Origin of the sequence: Curtobacterium sp. MR_MD2014 (assembly GCF_000772085.1) — a bacterium.
GTDB lineage: Bacteria > Actinomycetota > Actinomycetes > Actinomycetales > Microbacteriaceae > Curtobacterium.
On the sequence record NZ_CP009755.1, the window covers coordinates 1,589,960 to 1,604,709 of the forward strand.

Below are 14,750 nucleotides of genomic sequence, written 5' to 3' on the forward strand. Positions count from 1 at the left end.
GATCAATCGAACAGCTTCGCCGACGCTATCCCCGGTCGGTGCCGAACTTCTTCGAAAGCCGGAAGCCAGCGACGGATGCCGTGATGTGCCTGGATGGCTTTCTCCAAGATCAGCGGCGAGTCGATCGCGCGACGGGGAATCTCCTTCGACTCGGATTCTGTCGCATGCCGAACCTCGGAGCCGCTGAAATTCGTGATCTTGACGCCATCGAGTTCGGCAGCCCCGTAGGTGAAGGCAGGCAGATACCGCTCAGAGTCGGCGGCAGCGTGTCCGATCATCTCCCACATTCCTGGTCGAAATCGGGAGTCGAAGATCAGCCGGGAAAACAGCGGTTCCGACCCCGTCAGATCGTCGAGTCTGAGCGACGGGTCCTCGTCAGTTCCGAAGATTCGGTCGAGGATGATGACGTAGAGAGCAGATATGTACTCGCTTACGACCTGGCCGGCCGAGCGGCGCTGGTCGTCGACGGGAATCGTGAACACGTCGCCGATGGACACGTCGGAGACGCTCCTCGCATTGTTCAACATCAAGCGACCGATGCTGTGGTGAGCCTCGAAAGCCCTCTCCAGTACCATTGGCGAGGCGATCGCGAGACGTTGACGCTGGCCCCGGTACAAGCCGAACTCAGTCCGGGAAGAGTTCCGACGATGATGGCATCGGCACCCAGCGCACCTTCTCGAGAGCGGGATTTCTGGGTGCCACACCGGCAGCCATCATCAGGAACTTCTCGATGAGCATGGGCGATCGCGTCGTTCTCGGAGGGATGGTAGCGGCTTCTTCGGCGGTCGCCGCGCGGGTCCTCGTCTCATCGAAGCTCGTAAGTCGGACGCCCCCGGTTTCTGGCAGCCCCCAGGTGGAAGCGGGCAGATACCGCCGATTGTCGGTCTGCGCCTGGGTGACCACTTCCCACATTCCCGGCCGGAATCGCGCGTCGTGGGTCCAACTGGCCACGATCGGCGGGTGCATCAGCGCGGCGAGCGCATCGGGGATCGCGACCGGATGCCGAACGAGGTGGTCGAAGACAACGACGAAGACCGCACCCTCGCCGACATGCAGAACTTGACCGACATAGGCGCGATCGTCGTCAATCTTCACACTGAAGACGTCGCTGACCCTGACCTCCAGGACGTCCTTCGAAGCACTCAATACGGATCCCCTCCTGCTGCTTGGTAGCGCGCCTCGCGCATCTGGTGTCGTTTGTTCTCGAGCAACCCATCAGGATTGCCCTTGTTGGTCGGACCGCCGAGACGCCCACGAGGCGTCGTGTCCGTTGTCCGTGAGCCAGTCCTGCACCGCCGTCACGAGGGACTGTGCGTGCAGCGTGCCCCAGCACGTGTTGCACCCCGACTCGTAGTCGGCCAGGGCGTTGCGGAACGACGACACCGCGCCGGACAGGGAGTCGTCGGCACCACGGGTGCTCGAGGCGAACGATCGGAGATCGGCCGGCACCGCCGACGACGTGCCCCCGCTGCCGCCACCGCCCGCCGGGATCGTGCGACTGCGGACCGAGACCGCATCGGCCTGGAGCTGGGGCTCCGGCTCGGGTTCCGGGGGCTTCGGGTCGTCCTCGGCGCCGAACCACGTCGACACCTCGTGCGCGGCACCGACGAAGAAGTTCTCCTCGCGCTCGCGCTTCCGTGCCTCCCACGCCTTGGCGTCGGCCCGTCGTCGGTCCTCCTGCTTCGCCGCCTCGCGCAGCTCGTCGACGAAGCCGACCAGGGACGACAGCGCGTCCGAGAGCTTGCTCGCGCTGCGGGAGGCGATGCCGGCGTTGTCGGCGAACACCTGCGAGAAGTACCCGCGGAACTCGCGTCCCGCGCTCGTCACCGCAGCGGCACGCGTCGCAGTCTGTCCGTTGATCGCGGACGCCAGGTTGCGCGCCGCGGTCGTCAGTGCGTCGGCGTCGCCGTACGAGTACCCCGTTGGATCGTTGCCGTGGACCTTCGCCATGTCGTCTCCCCCCGATGACACCTCGATCTTGGCACGGGAGGAGCGCGGATGACCATCGGAAGAAATGTCGTACGCGACCATCGAACGGACGGGAGGCGCGTGGCGGACCCGCCACGCGCCTCCCGTCCGTCGGTCAGCTCGGTCTCAGGCGGCGACGGCCGCCTGCACCTGCCGCTGCACCCGACCGAGCATGCCCACCATGCCCCGGATCCGCAGCGGGCTGACCGCCTCGGTGAGCCCGAGCGTCAGCGGGTAGTCCACCGGAACCGCCAGGACCTCGGGTGCGGACAACCCGGACAGTCCCTGCGCCAGGATCGACGCGAAGCCACGGGTGGTCGGTGCCTCACGGGGCGCCGCCGCGTGCATCCGGACCACGTCCGGCGCATCACCTTCGGCACCCACGGTGACGGTGATGAAGACGGGGGACTGGCACTCCTCGACCCGCTCGAGCTCGTCCTCGTGCCCCTGCAGCCGCTCGGGCAGCGCGGGGAGCTCGTCGGAGAACTCGAGGAGCAGCTGGAGGCGGTCCTGCTGCGAGAGTTCGAGGAAGTCGTCGCGGATCTCGGCGAGGGGACGGGGGAGTTCGGTGCTCATCGGGTGGGAACGGTACCCGGCTCGGTGCCCGTGGCGATCGGGACGCGCACGGCGCTGCCCCACTCGGTCCACGAACCGTCGTAGTTGCGGACGTTGTCGTAGCCGAGCAGGTGCTGCAGCACGAACCAGGTGTGGCTCGAGCGCTCGCCGATGCGGCAGTAGGCGATGACCTCGTCGGCGCCCCCGATGCCGGCGCCGTCGCGGTAGACGGCGTCCAGTTCCTGCCGGCTCTTGAACGTGCCGTCGGGAGCGGCCGCGGTGGCCCAGGGGATGTTCACGGCGGTCGGGACGTGTCCGGCGCGCAGGGCGCCCTCCTCCGGGTAGTCCGGGGCCGTGGTGCGCTCGCCGGAGTACTCGGGGGCGCTGCGCACGTCGATGAGCGGCTTGCCGAGGTGCTCGAGCACGTCCTCCTTGAAGGCGCGGACCTGTTCGTCGCGGCGCTCCACGACGGGGTACTCGACCGGGGTGACCTCGGTACGGTCGGTCGTGACCGCGCGGTCCTCGGCGATCCACTTCGCCCGGCCACCGTCGAGCAGCCGGACGTCCTCGTGGCCGAACAGCGTGAACACCCAGAGGGCGTACGCGGCCCACCAGTTGTTCTTGTCGCCGTAGATGACGACGGTGGTGTCGCGGCCGATGCCCTTGCCGCCGACGAGCCGGGCGAAGGCCTCGCCGTCGATGTAGTCGCGCTGGACGGGGTCGTTGAGGTCGGTGTGCCAGTCGATCTTCACCGCGCCGGGGACGTGGCCCGTCTCGTAGAGCAGGACGTCCTCGTCGGACTCGACGACCACGAGGTCGGGGGACCCGGCACCGGCGTCGAGCTGCTCCTGGAGCCACTCGGTCGACACCAGGCGCTCGGGGTGGGCGTAGGCGGCGAACTTCTCGGACGGGTCGACCGGTGCGGTCATCGGGGGTACCTCCAGGCTGCGGGACGAGCGGGGCGGGCGAGGCATAGGATCGGTCCTCGGTGCCCGCGGGCAACGGTACGCGGACGTACCGACCGCCACCTGCAACGTGACACCGCACGACATGCTTCCCGGAGGGGCCACACTTGCCTGCACACCTCGTCGACCGTGATCCGCAGGTGACGCCGCAGCAGATGGCCGCCGCGCTCGTCCCGCCGCCGCAGTTCGCCGACGCGTCGTTCGCCAGCTACCGGCCGGACCCCGAGTACCCGTCGCAGGCGGCGGTGCGCGACGCGGTCGAGGCCTTCGTCGCGACGCGGCCGGAGCCAGCGCGGCGCGGACTGTTCGGCCGCCGCCGCGAGCCGGTCCAGCCGGCGCGCTCCGGCGTGTACCTCGACGGCGGGTTCGGTGTCGGCAAGACGCACCTGCTCGCCGCGGCCTACCACGCGGAGCCGTCGCGGAAGACGTTCGGTACGTTCATCGAGTACACCGCGCTCGTCGGCGCGCTCGGGTTCCAGGGCACGGTCGACCTGCTCCGTGGGACGTCCCTGGTGTGCATCGACGAGTTCGAGCTCGACGACCCGGGCGACACGATGGTGATGACCCGACTCATCAAGGAGCTGTCCGAGTCGGGCACGCGTTTCGCGGCGACGTCGAACACCCCGCCCGGTGCGCTTGGCGAGGGCCGGTTCGCCGCGCAGGACTTCCTGCGCGAGATCCAGGCGATGTCCGACCGGTTCGAGACGATGCGGATCGACGGGCTCGACTACCGCCGTCGGGCCGTGGACGAGTCGGCGCGGGTGGTCGGGGACGTCGTCGGTGCACTGCCCGGTGGTGCGACGACGCTCGACGACTTCCGTGCGGTCGTGGACCACCTGGCGACCGTGCACCCGTCGAAGTACGTCGCGCTGGTGGACGGGCTCGACGCCGTCGGGCTGACCGACGTGCAGGCGTTCACCGACCAGACGGACGCACTGCGCTGGGTGGCGCTCGTCGACCGCCTCTACGACGCGCAGGTGCGGATCGTCGCGTCCGGTACGCCGCTCGACCAGGTGTACCCGCAGGCGATGCTCGACGGCGGCTACCGCAAGAAGTACCTGCGGGCCGCGTCGCGCGTGGTCGCGCTGTCCCGCGCGGCCGACTGAGCCACCGTCGGACGGGAGGCCCGTGGCGACACCGCCACGGGCCTCCCGTCCGACGCGCGCGTCCGTCCGGCCCTCGCGGCGTCCCGTCAGCGGTGTCGGACCCGTCATCCGGTGTCCGGAAACACACCGTTCACACGGGAGCCCCACGCGTTACACCCGCGAAACACATCGTGCTCCCTCGCGAAACGTCGCCTCGCCAGACTCGTCAGCACCCGAGGGCGGTCCCGAGAGCCGCACTGCAATCGCGAGAGGTGAACAGATGCTTGATCAGGGCAACACGGCATTCGTGTTGATCATGGCGGCGCTGGTGTTGTTCATGACACCCGGCCTGGCCTTCTTCTACGGCGGCCTGGTGAAGGCCAAGTCCGTCATCAGCATGATGATGATGTCCTTCGGAGCGATCGCCCTGGTCGGCGTCCTCTGGGTGCTCTACGGCTACGCGATCGCCTTCGCGAACCACGGCGAGGGCACGAACGTCGCGGGCATCGTCGGGTTCTTCAGCATCGACTGGAACCAGATCGGCCTCGGCCAGGCGTTCGAGGAGGCCAAGGCCTCGACGATCGACGCCGCGTACCCGTCGATGGCGTTCGTCGGCTTCCAGGCCACGTTCGCGATCATCACCGTCGCCCTGATCTCCGGTGCGATCGCCGACCGCGCGAAGTTCGGCGCGTGGATGATCTTCGCCGGCGTCTGGGTCACCGTCGTCTACTTCCCGGTCGCCTCCTGGGTCTTCAACCTCACCTCGGGCATGTTCGCCACGTGGGGCGTCATCGACTTCGCCGGTGGCACCGCGGTGCACATCAACGCCGGCGCCGCGGGTCTCGCCCTGGCGCTCGTGCTCGGCAAGCGCGTCGGCTTCGCCAAGGGCGCGCACAAGCCGCACAACCCGCCCTTCGTGCTCCTCGGTGCGGCCATCCTCTGGTTCGGCTGGTTCGGCTTCAACGCCGGCTCGGAGGGCGCCGCTGACGGCATCGCCGCCCTCGCCTGGGTGAACACGCTCGCCGCTCCGGCCGCCGCGATCCTCGGGTGGCTCCTCATCGAGAAGCTCAAGGACGGCAAGGCCACCTCCGTCGGTGCCGCCTCGGGTGCCGTCGCCGGTCTCGTCGCGATCACCCCGGCCTGCGCCGCGCTCACCCCGGGCTGGGGCATCCTGCTCGGCTTCCTCGCCGGTGTGGTCTGCTGCTTCGCGATCGACCTCAAGTACAAGCTCGGCTTCGACGACTCGCTCGACGTCGTGGGCGTCCACCTCGTCGGCGGCATCTTCGGCACGCTCTACCTCGGCTTCTTCGCCGACGACACCGGTCTCATCTACTCGGGCTCCTTCGAGCAGCTCGGCAAGCAGGCCGTCGCCGCCGCAGCCGTCCTGGTCTACTCGTTCGTCCTGGCCTTCGTGATCGGCTTCGCCATCGAGAAGACGATCGGCTTCCGCGTGAAGACCGAGGACGAGGTCGCCGGCATCGACACCGCGGTCCACGGTGAAGAGGGCTACGTCCTCTACGAGGAGCGCGACGAGACCCCGGTCTCGGTCCGCTAGACACCGCACCACCCGCACGGATGACGGGCCCCGCGCACACAGCAGGCGCGGGGCCCGTCGTCGTGTGCGGTGCCGGTCACAGTGGTCGCGACCACGGCGCGTGGCGCCTGCCACGGACGGGAGGCGCGGTGCGGGGCGGACCCGCACCGCGCCTCCCGTCCGGTGGTCGCGACCACGGCGCGTGGTGCGCCGCGCTGTCAGGTCACCAGGCGTAGTCCTCCGGCGAGGTGTCGTGGCCCGGGAAGATCTCGTCGAGCCGGTCGAGGGCGCGCTGGTCGAGTCGGATGTCGACGGCGCGCACCGCGGACTCCCACTGCTCCATCGTGCGCGGGCCGGTGATCGGCGCCGTCACACCGGGCTGGTGCAGCAGCCACGCCAGGGCCAGCTCGCCCGGGGTGTGACCGAGCTCCTTCGCGAGCGACTCGTAGGCGGTGAGCTGGTCGCGGTGTCCCTCGACGTACTCCGCGCTGCGGCCGGACAGGCGCCGGGAGCCGTTCTCGGTCTTCTCGATGACCCCGCCGAGCAGTCCGCCCTGCAACGGCGACCACGGGATGACCCCGAGGCCGTACTCACGGGCGGCGGGCAGGACCTCGCGCTCGACGTCGCGCACGACGAGGTTGTAGATCGACTGCTCGCTCACCAGGCCGAGGCTGCCCCGGCGTACGGCTGCCTCCTGCGCCTGCGCGATGTGCCACCCGGCGAAGTTCGACGAGCCGACGTAGAGCACCTTGCCCTGCTGCACGGCGACGTCGATCGCCTGCCAGATCTCGTCCCACGGGGTCGCCCGGTCGACGTGGTGGAACTGGTACAGGTCGACGTGGTCGGTCTGCAGCCGACGGAGGCTCGCGTCGAGCGACTGCCGGATGTTCAGCGCGCTCAGCTTGCCGCCGTTCGGCCAGTCGGTCATCTCGCCGTACACCTTCGTCGCGAGCACGGTCTTCTCGCGTCGACCGCCGCCCTTCGCGAACCAACGGCCGATGATCTCCTCGGTGGCACCCTTGCCCACCGAGCCGCCGTAGCCGTTGGCGGTGTCGAAGAAGTTCACGCCGAGTTCGTGCGCCCGGTCCATGATCGCGTGCGAGTCGTCCTCGCTGGTCTCCGGTCCGAAGTTCATCGTGCCGAGCACCGCTCGTGACACCGACAGCCCTGTCCGTCCGAGGTGTGTGTAGTCCATGCCTCCGGTCTACGCGGGTGCGGGTGTGCGAACCAGGCCCTGCGGGTGCCGGTCATGCGCCCGGCGTAGAACGGGACGAACCGTCCTCCACGGAGTGCGGCCGACGGACCCCACACGGAAGGACGCACCATGCCCGCGAAGGACGAGATCCCCAGCACCCTGCAGCGGTCGCCGGAGCACGCGCAGGACATCTTCGCCGAGACGCTCGAATCGGCGAACGAGACGTACGGTCCGGGAGAGCGCGCACACCGCACCGCCTACGCCGCCGTCAAGCACGAGTACGAGAAGGTCGGCGACCACTGGGAGGAGAAGGACTCCTCCGGTCCGTCGGACTCCGGCGCGGAGGGCACGCGCGGCTCCGGGGAGACCCAGGGCGGCGTCGACGCGAACGCCTCGAAGGCGCACCTGATGGAGGTCGCGAAGCGCCTCGACGTCAGCGGCCGCTCGACGATGGACAAGGACGAACTCGTCCAGGCGATCAAGCGGGCGAACGGCCGAGCGACGGCAGCGGCGCGGCGGTGACCGGGCCGGCCACGGCTGCGTGGGGGTGACCGCGCCGGCGACGGCCGCGGTTGCGCGGCGTCCGGACCGGCTGTCGACTCGTTCGTGCATGCTCCGCCCGGCATGTGCCGTGCACCGAGGGGAGTAGCGTGCCGCGGGTGAACACGCCAGCACTCCGTGGCAGCCGGATCCTCGGCTTCGGCCACCACCAACCCGACCGGGTCCTCACCAACGACGAACTGTCGACGATGGTCGACACGAACGACGAGTGGATCACCACCCGCACCGGCATCAGGACCCGCCGGATCGCGGGCCCCGACGACAGCGTCGTGTCGATGGCGATCGAGGCCGGCCGGATGGCCATCGCCGACGCCGGCCTCGAGCCCTCCGACATCGGGCTCGTGATCGTCGCCTCGACCACGCACCGCGAGCGGTCGCCGTACACGGCCGGACGGGTCGCCGCGGCGCTCGGGATGGCGAACGGTCCGGCACCCATCGACATCAACACGGCGTGCAGCGGCTTCGAGTACGCGATGGCCCTCGCCGACCAGTCGATCCGCGTCGGCGCCTCGGACACCGCCCTCGTGATCGGGTCCGAGACCCTTTCCAGCATCGCCGACTGGACGGACCGCTCGACCTGCGTGCTCGTCGGCGACGGTGCCGGAGCCGTGGTGATCGGTGCTGCCGACACCGCGGAGATCGGACCCGTGTCGTGGGGGAGCGTGCCGCACCTCAACGAGGCCGTGCTGGTCACGCGCGACCCCGAGTACTTCACGCAGCAGGGTCGGTCGATCTACCGGTGGGCGATCACGGAGGCCGAGGGACACGCCCGCGCGGTCGTCGACGCAGCCGGAGTGACGCTCGACGACATCGGCGTCCTCGCCTTCCACCAGGCGAACCTCCGCATCATCGAGCCCCTGGCCGAGGCACTCGGCGGCGGGGACAAGTACGTCGTGCGGGACGTGGTCGAGTCCGGCAACACCTCGGCCGCGAGCGTGCCGCTCGGGCTGTCGAAGGCGTGGCACCGCGGGGAGCTGCCGGAGGACACCCTGGCGCTGCTGTTCGGCTTCGGCGGGGGCTTCGCGCACGCCGGGCAGGTGGTGCGGACGCCGAAGCGGCGCTCGTGACCCGGTGACGCGCTGACCGAGGCGGCCCGTCGACGGGCGTCATCAGTCGACGGACGCCGGACGTCGGGCATCGGCAGTTGTTGGACGGAGCCTGTCGACGGCGCTGACCGTCGACGGACGCGGACTGCGCACGGACGGGAGGCGCGGTGCACGCTGGCACCGCGCCTCCCGTCCGTCAGCCGTGCGACGTCAGCCGCGCTCGCCGCGCCCGTCGGGTACCTCGCGGTCGTGCTGGGGGTCACGGTGCGGCGTGTCCGCCCAGAGGTCCTCGTCGTCTCGCTCCTTCCGGCGCCACGGCAGCGCTCGACGTTCCTTCTCGTCCGTTCGTCCGTCGCCGGCCGCTCGGTCCTTCGCCCCACGGCCGCGCTCCTTCGTCGGCTTCGTCGGCCTCGTCTCGAGGACGACGGGGAAGTGCCGCGGTGGCAGTCCGAAGCCCTCGCGGGACGCCTGGACGACCTTCTTGCCGAGTGCGTGGTTGCCCAGGCCGCCGACGGCCGCGCCGATGCCGAACGGCAGCGCACGGCCGAGGACCGAGGCGCCCTGCCGCGCTGCGAAGCGCTTGATGAACTGGTCGCGGACCTTGCCACCGATGCCGCTCACCACCTGCTTCGGCAGGGAGGCGGTCACCATCTCGCCCCAGAACGCCGAGCGTGCCTGGCCCCCGGTGGCCTGACCGGCGAGCTGCTTGACGAGTTGCGTCCCCGGAGCGCCGAGGATGAGGGCCATCACGAGGGTGCGCGAGCGTTCCGGGTCCTCGAGGGCGATGCCGTGCACCTCGGTCACCGACTGCGCGAAGAGTGCCGTGGCCTCGAGGAAGCCGACCGTCTCGGCACCGCTGAGGCCGAGCGCCGCTGCCATGCCGACCCCGGGGATCACCGCACTCGCTCCCACGGCAGCGCCGCCCGTGGTCACCGCCGTGAGGTACTGCCGCTCGAGGATCTGGATGACCTCGGCGGGGCTCGCATCCGGGTGGCGACGCCGCACGGCGTTGACGTGCGCGACCACCACGGGACGCTGCACGGCGATGACGCGGTCGAGCATCTTGGTCCACCCCGTGGGGTTCTCGGGTGTGGGGGTGCGGTCGTCGCGGGTGTCGGACTGGACCGGGGCGGGCGGCATCGGCACGATCGCCCCGTCGTTGTGCTGTCGGGCCATGACGCAGAACGTACGCCGACGCGGTGGGAGCTCCGCACTCGCAGCATGCCGCGCGCGCCGGCTCGGTGGTCGTGCAGGTCGCCGTCACCGGCACGGCACACCCGCTCGGAGGAGCTTCGCGCGCAAGCGCTCGGGTTCCATCAGGTCGGCCCAGACGACCCGGACGACCGTGCGGACCTCGGGGAACGACCGGATGAAGTCCTCGCGCTGCTTCTCCTGCCAGTGTGCGGCGGCGGCGTCCGCACCGTCGCCGTACTTCGCCCGCCCGTCGACCTCGACGACGACGCCCTGGTCCGGGAACCAGAAGTCGACGACTGCCGTCCGGTCTCCCGCGCGGCTGAAGACGTGCTGCTGGACGGGCTCCGGCGTCCCGAGCAGTCGGAAGCGCACCCGGCACACCGACTCCGCCGGGGAGTCGGACAGCGCCGACCCCATCCCGAGCGCCGCCGCCGCCTTGTCGCGCGCAGTGGCGGACGCCCCTGCTGTCTCCGAGAGCATCGACGAGAGCACCCGACGGCCGTGCAACGCGGCGTCGATGATCGGGAGCGCTGTGCAGAGCGGTTCGGTCGCGGCGATGTCCAGCAGGACGTCGACGAGCGGTTCGACGGCGACGCCAGCGAACATCGACGGGCTGTACGGCGGAGTGCCGTCCCACTTTCCGCGAGGAGCACGCGCGACCAGCGGCCGAAGCCGCTGGTAGGTCGTGGTCTCCGCGCGAGAACGCCGTGGATCCCGCAGTTCCACGCGGTCCGGTGGGGCACCGACGAGGGGGAGCCCGTACGCGAGTGCAGCGCTGCGATGTGCCAGCAGTCTCGGGGGCTGGATGCGGTGTGCGGTGGCGCGCACCAGCAAGAGGTGGTGTTCCTCTGGCAGGAGGTCGGTGATCGCTGCTGGATCGACCAGGACACCGGGCCGGATAGGCCGGAGCTCGCCGCGCTGTGCTCGACGTTGCAGTGCGCGGCGCTCTGCGGAGGGGAAGCGACTCGTCCGGATCAGCGGGACGGCGAGGACTCGTTCGTGCATGTCCGTAAGCGTCGCGCCGTGGACCGGCGAGACCGGCGGGGGAGAGCTGAACTGGGGATGGTGAGCCGGACCTCCCGGCTGTGGAGGAGTGACGGTGGCGAGGAGTGCGACAACGTTGATGTCGTACGACAGCGGATCTGTCGTGTCAGCCGCGAGGGGCCGCGGTCTCGCGAGAAGTACGACGAATCCGTTGTCGTACGACAGCGGGTGAGTCGTACGACAGCGCCAGCCAGCGAGCCCCGCTCCCCGCGCCCGCAGCGTGCGCCAGGGCCGCCGCGCTACCGCCGCGCGAGCTGCGCACGCAGCGGCAGGTCCTGGTCCTCGAGGATGAACTGGGCGCCGACGGCCGTGCGCGCGTGCACGACGACCGGGGCGAGCAGGTTCACCGTCGTGCCGGACGCCCCCGGGTTGGCGACCACGAGGAGCATCGCGTCGGCGGGGTCGGTCAGGCCGATCAGGGCCGCCTGCTCGTCGGTGAGCTCGGGCGCGTAGTCGGGCAGGTGCACCGCGGCGTCGAGCAGGAACAGCCGCGCGTCGTCGCCGTGCAGGGCGAAGAGCCCCTCGGCACCTTCGACGGGCTCCAGGGTGAACACGGGTGCCGGCGACAGCCCGAACGGGGGCGTGGGGAAGGTCAGGTCGATGCTCATCGGAGGTAGTCCATCAGGGTCGGCTGCAGGACCTTCGCGGTGACGGCGAGGGCTGCCTGGTAGGTGGTCTGCTGCACCTGCAGGTCGAGGACCGCACCGGCGAGGTCGAGGTCCTCGATGCCGGCGCGACGGGTCTCCAGCGCGACGGACGAGGTCTTCAGCGCGTCCTGCGCCCCCAGTGCCGCCGCGTGCCGCACACCCACGTCGGCCTGCGCCGCACGGAGGGTGCCGAACGCCGCGTCGACGTCGTTGAGCTTCGGGTTCACGTTCACACCGTTCTGCAGGTCGGCGACGATGCCGTCGATCACCGCGAAGGCCGACGTCGCGCCGGAGCCGAACGCCGCGGCCCCCGGGGTGTCGACCCGCACGGTCTGGGCGTCGCCGACGCGTCGGGACACCGCGGTGGTCGCAGCGGCGAAGCCGTCGGCGCTCGTGTAGGCGGTCGCCTCGGTCGAGGAGCCGGCGAAGACCGACCGCGTGCCGTAGGTCGTGTTGGCGGCGGACTCGAGGTCGGCCTTGAGCGCCCGGAACTGCGTGATGAACGCGTCGCGGGCGGTGTCGTCCATCACACCGGAGTTCGCGGCCTGCACAGTCAGGTCCCGCACCGTCGTCAGCACCGCGTGGGCGCCGGACAGGGCGCTGTCGGTCGTCGCGAGCCAGCCCACCGCGTCGTTCGCGTTGCGCGTGTACTGCGCGGCGGCGGCCTGCTCCTTCCGCACCTGCATCGACGAGCCGGTGCCGACCGGGTCGTCCGACGGCTTCGCGATCGCCTGCAGCGTGGTGGCGCGCTGCGTGGCGTCGGCGACGCGGGCGGCGTTCGCCTGCAGCCGCTCCGTCGCGGCAGTGATCGACATCTGGGTGGTCACACGGGTGATCACGGTCAGCCTCTCCCGACGAGTCCGACGCGGTTGATGAGCGTGTCGAGCATCTCGTCGACCGCGGTGAGGACGCGCGCTGCGCCCTGGTAGGCGTGCTGGTAGCTGAGCAGGTTGACGTTCTCCTCGTCGAGGTCCACGCCGGCGCCGGACTGCTGCTGCGTGCGTGCGCTGGTGAGCGCGAGTCCGGTGAGCGTCGCCTCCGACGAGGCCGTCCGGGAGGCGCTGCCCACCCCCGCCACGAAGCTCGCCCAGGTGCTGTCCGCACCCCCGGCGACCGTGCCGAGTCGCGAGAGCGTGTCGGCGAACGAGTCGTCGAGTTGTCCCGCCGCGTTCCGCGTCGCCAGCCCGTCGCCGTCGGTCGGGACGACCGAGAGGCCCTGCGCGGCCGGGGTGCCCGCGGCGAGGGCGAAGAACGGCGCTCCGGTGGCACCCGAGGGCGTGGTGCCCTTCGCGTGCTCGGTGTTCACGGTCTCGGCGAGTCGGGTCGCGACCCGGTCGTACGCGGCTGACGCCTCGGCGATGGCGCCGCCCGTGCCGCCGGCAGCGGGGGCGAGGAGTGCGAGCGCGCCTCCGATCGAGCCGCCGTCGAGCGTCACCGAGCCGGCACTGCCCGAGGTCCAGCGGAGGGACACGGCAGCGCCGTCGCCCAGACGCGCGCCGCCCTCGAGCGCGACGGTGCGGACGGTGTCGCCCTGCACGAGCGGGTTGCCGCCGAGGAGGACGTCGATGGTGCCGTCGGTGTTCGTCCGTACCGTGCCACCGGCGAGTCCCGCGATCTGCTGCGTGAGCCGGTCGCGCTGGTCCTGCAGCTCGTTCGCGCTGCCACCGGCGGCGAGGGCCGACCGGATCTGCACGTTCAGCCCGGCGACCTGCTCCGCCGCGTCGTTGAGCTGGTCGACCTGGGTCGCGGCCGTCGAACGGACCGTCGTCCACTGCGTGTCGAGCGCCTTCGAGCCGGTGGCGAGGGCGGTCGCGACGGTGGTCGCGGCGGCGATCACGGACGAGGCGGCGCCCGCGTCGTCGGGGTGCGCGGCGAGGTCGCCCCACGCGGACCAGAAGACGTCGAGCTGTGCCGACAGGCCGTTCTTCCCGGGCTCGTGCAGGCCGTCCTCGATCGCCGAGAGCCCGGTCGCGCGGGTCTGTGCCCAGGACGACGAGCCGGTCGCCGCCCGGAGGCCGGCGTCGAGCGTCAGGGAGCCGAGGCGTGCGATGCCGTCGACGGAGACGCCCTGCCCGGCGAGGGCAGCGGTGCCGTGCACGAAGCCGGTCTGCACGGCGGGGACCGACGACTGCGTGACGCGCTGGCGCGTGTACCCGGCGGTGCCGGCGTTGGCGATGTTCTGCCCGGTGACGTCGATGCCGGCGCGTGCCGCGGTCAGGCCGGAGTAGGCGGTCGCGAGGGATCCGAAGGTGCTCACCACGGTGCTACAGGGTCCCCTCGAACAGGCGTGCGCCGTCGGGACGGGAGCCGGAGCTGCCCGAGGCGTCGTACGTGGACGCGTCGCCGACCGAGCCGGCGAGGGTCTCCTCGGTGGCCTGGGCAGCCGTCCGGAGGAAGCGGTCGTTCTCGTCGCGGAGCGCGCCGATGTGCGTCGTCAGCTCGACCATCGCGGCGAGGTGCGTCGCGAGGATCTCGCCCCAGGGTCCGTTCGGCGCGGCGGCGACCACGTCGCGCAGGGGAGCGTCGGGGTCGACACCCCACTCCTCGGCGACGGCGGCACTCGACGCGGCGCGCTCGAGCCCGGTGCTGCGGAGCCGTTCGAGGACCTGCTCGACCTCGCGGCTGGCGTGCGACACCCAGCGGGAGCGCCCGGCGGCGAGCAGGAGCTGCTCCTCCTCGAGCTTGAACGTGAGCAGTTCGAGCAGTTCGCGCTCGCGCCAGAGGACGGCGGACAGGTCGTTCACGCTCATGGCTCCTCCCGGTTCGGGATCGGTGTCGGCGACCAGCGGGTCGTGCCGGTCCGCCTTCCGGTGGACAGCGGGGACTATCGACGCCGAGCGGTCCGTCGTAAGCGGACCGCGGCGGTGGACGCGGGCACGAGACGGGCCGGCGCTGCTCGGCGGAGCGGTGCCGCGCCTCCCGGCCGTGCGCTCCCGGGGGACGCACCGTCACCCAG

16 protein-coding genes are annotated in these 14,750 nt (G+C 71.0%); 4 read left to right on the top strand and 12 right to left on the bottom strand.

What is annotated here, in order from left to right:
• Window positions 1-2: 2 nt before the first annotated feature.
• The 5 genes from NI26_RS07280 to NI26_RS07300 form a co-directional block, all read right to left on the bottom strand.
• The gene (locus NI26_RS07280) at window positions 3-497 is read right to left on the bottom strand and encodes an Imm26 family immunity protein (protein ID WP_158407751.1); all 495 of its coding nucleotides are present in this window, start codon (window positions 495-497) and stop codon (window positions 3-5) included.
• A 127-nt stretch (window positions 498-624) separates the two neighbouring features.
• Window positions 625-1,146 carry a hypothetical protein gene (locus NI26_RS07285; protein ID WP_066654081.1) on the bottom strand — a complete coding sequence of 174 codons (522 nt, stop codon included), beginning with the start codon at window positions 1,144-1,146 and terminating at the stop codon, window positions 625-627.
• 69 nt (window positions 1,147-1,215) lie between these two features.
• Window positions 1,216-1,950, bottom strand: a complete 735-nt coding sequence (locus tag NI26_RS07290) for a hypothetical protein (RefSeq protein WP_066654082.1) — start codon at window positions 1,948-1,950, stop codon at window positions 1,216-1,218.
• A 144-nt stretch (window positions 1,951-2,094) separates the two neighbouring features.
• A complete protein-coding gene (locus NI26_RS07295) occupies window positions 2,095-2,544 on the bottom strand; it encodes a SufE family protein (RefSeq protein ID WP_066654083.1) in 450 nt (149 codons plus the stop codon).
• Window positions 2,541-3,452, bottom strand: coding sequence for a sulfurtransferase (locus NI26_RS07300; protein WP_066654084.1), 912 nt, complete (start codon window positions 3,450-3,452; stop codon window positions 2,541-2,543). The genes NI26_RS07295 and NI26_RS07300 overlap by 4 nt, the downstream gene beginning before the upstream one ends.
• Window positions 3,453-3,643: 191 nt before the next feature.
• Between NI26_RS07300 and zapE the strand changes: the two genes are divergently transcribed.
• Both zapE and NI26_RS07310 read left to right on the top strand, forming a co-directional pair.
• Window positions 3,644-4,594, top strand: a complete 951-nt coding sequence (gene zapE / locus NI26_RS07305) for a cell division protein ZapE (RefSeq protein WP_081985283.1) — start codon at window positions 3,644-3,646, stop codon at window positions 4,592-4,594.
• Between the two features lie 259 nt (window positions 4,595-4,853).
• A complete protein-coding gene (locus NI26_RS07310; RefSeq protein ID WP_066654086.1) occupies window positions 4,854-6,128 on the top strand; it encodes an ammonium transporter in 1,275 nt (424 codons plus the stop codon).
• A 202-nt stretch (window positions 6,129-6,330) separates the two neighbouring features.
• Here the strand turns inward: NI26_RS07310 and NI26_RS07315 are convergent, their stop codons facing one another.
• Entirely contained in the window at window positions 6,331-7,302 is a 972-nt protein-coding gene (locus NI26_RS07315) for an aldo/keto reductase (protein WP_066654088.1), read from the bottom strand.
• 129 nt (window positions 7,303-7,431) lie between these two features.
• On the opposite strand from NI26_RS07315, the gene NI26_RS07320 reads away from it, so the two are divergent.
• Complete coding sequence (locus NI26_RS07320; RefSeq protein ID WP_066654090.1) at window positions 7,432-7,824, top strand: ChaB family protein; 393 nt, start codon at window positions 7,432-7,434, stop codon at window positions 7,822-7,824.
• 137 nt (window positions 7,825-7,961) lie between these two features.
• Window positions 7,962-8,930, top strand: coding sequence for a beta-ketoacyl-ACP synthase 3 (locus tag NI26_RS07325; protein ID WP_066654092.1), 969 nt, complete (start codon window positions 7,962-7,964; stop codon window positions 8,928-8,930).
• Window positions 8,931-9,119: 189 nt separating this feature from the next.
• Here NI26_RS07325 and NI26_RS07330 read toward each other — a convergent pair whose 3' ends face one another.
• From NI26_RS07330 to NI26_RS07355, 6 genes are all read right to left on the bottom strand, one after another.
• Window positions 9,120-10,085, bottom strand: a complete 966-nt coding sequence (locus NI26_RS07330) for a hypothetical protein (protein ID WP_200884142.1) — start codon at window positions 10,083-10,085, stop codon at window positions 9,120-9,122.
• A gap of 84 nt (window positions 10,086-10,169) precedes the next feature.
• A complete protein-coding gene (locus NI26_RS07335) occupies window positions 10,170-10,709 on the bottom strand; it encodes a hypothetical protein (RefSeq protein ID WP_066654094.1) in 540 nt (179 codons plus the stop codon).
• A 677-nt stretch (window positions 10,710-11,386) separates the two neighbouring features.
• The gene (gene fliW / locus NI26_RS07340; RefSeq protein WP_066654096.1) at window positions 11,387-11,755 is read right to left on the bottom strand and encodes a flagellar assembly protein FliW; all 369 of its coding nucleotides are present in this window, start codon (window positions 11,753-11,755) and stop codon (window positions 11,387-11,389) included.
• Entirely contained in the window at window positions 11,752-12,633 is an 882-nt protein-coding gene (locus tag NI26_RS07345) for a flagellin N-terminal helical domain-containing protein (protein ID WP_066654097.1), read from the bottom strand. Before NI26_RS07345 ends, fliW begins: the two co-directional genes overlap by 4 nt.
• A gap of 2 nt (window positions 12,634-12,635) precedes the next feature.
• A complete protein-coding gene (gene flgK, locus NI26_RS07350; RefSeq protein ID WP_066658155.1) occupies window positions 12,636-14,051 on the bottom strand; it encodes a flagellar hook-associated protein FlgK in 1,416 nt (471 codons plus the stop codon).
• A 7-nt stretch (window positions 14,052-14,058) separates the two neighbouring features.
• Window positions 14,059-14,544, bottom strand: a complete 486-nt coding sequence (locus tag NI26_RS07355; RefSeq protein WP_066654099.1) for a flagellar protein FlgN — start codon at window positions 14,542-14,544, stop codon at window positions 14,059-14,061.
• Window positions 14,545-14,750: the final 206 nt, after the last annotated feature.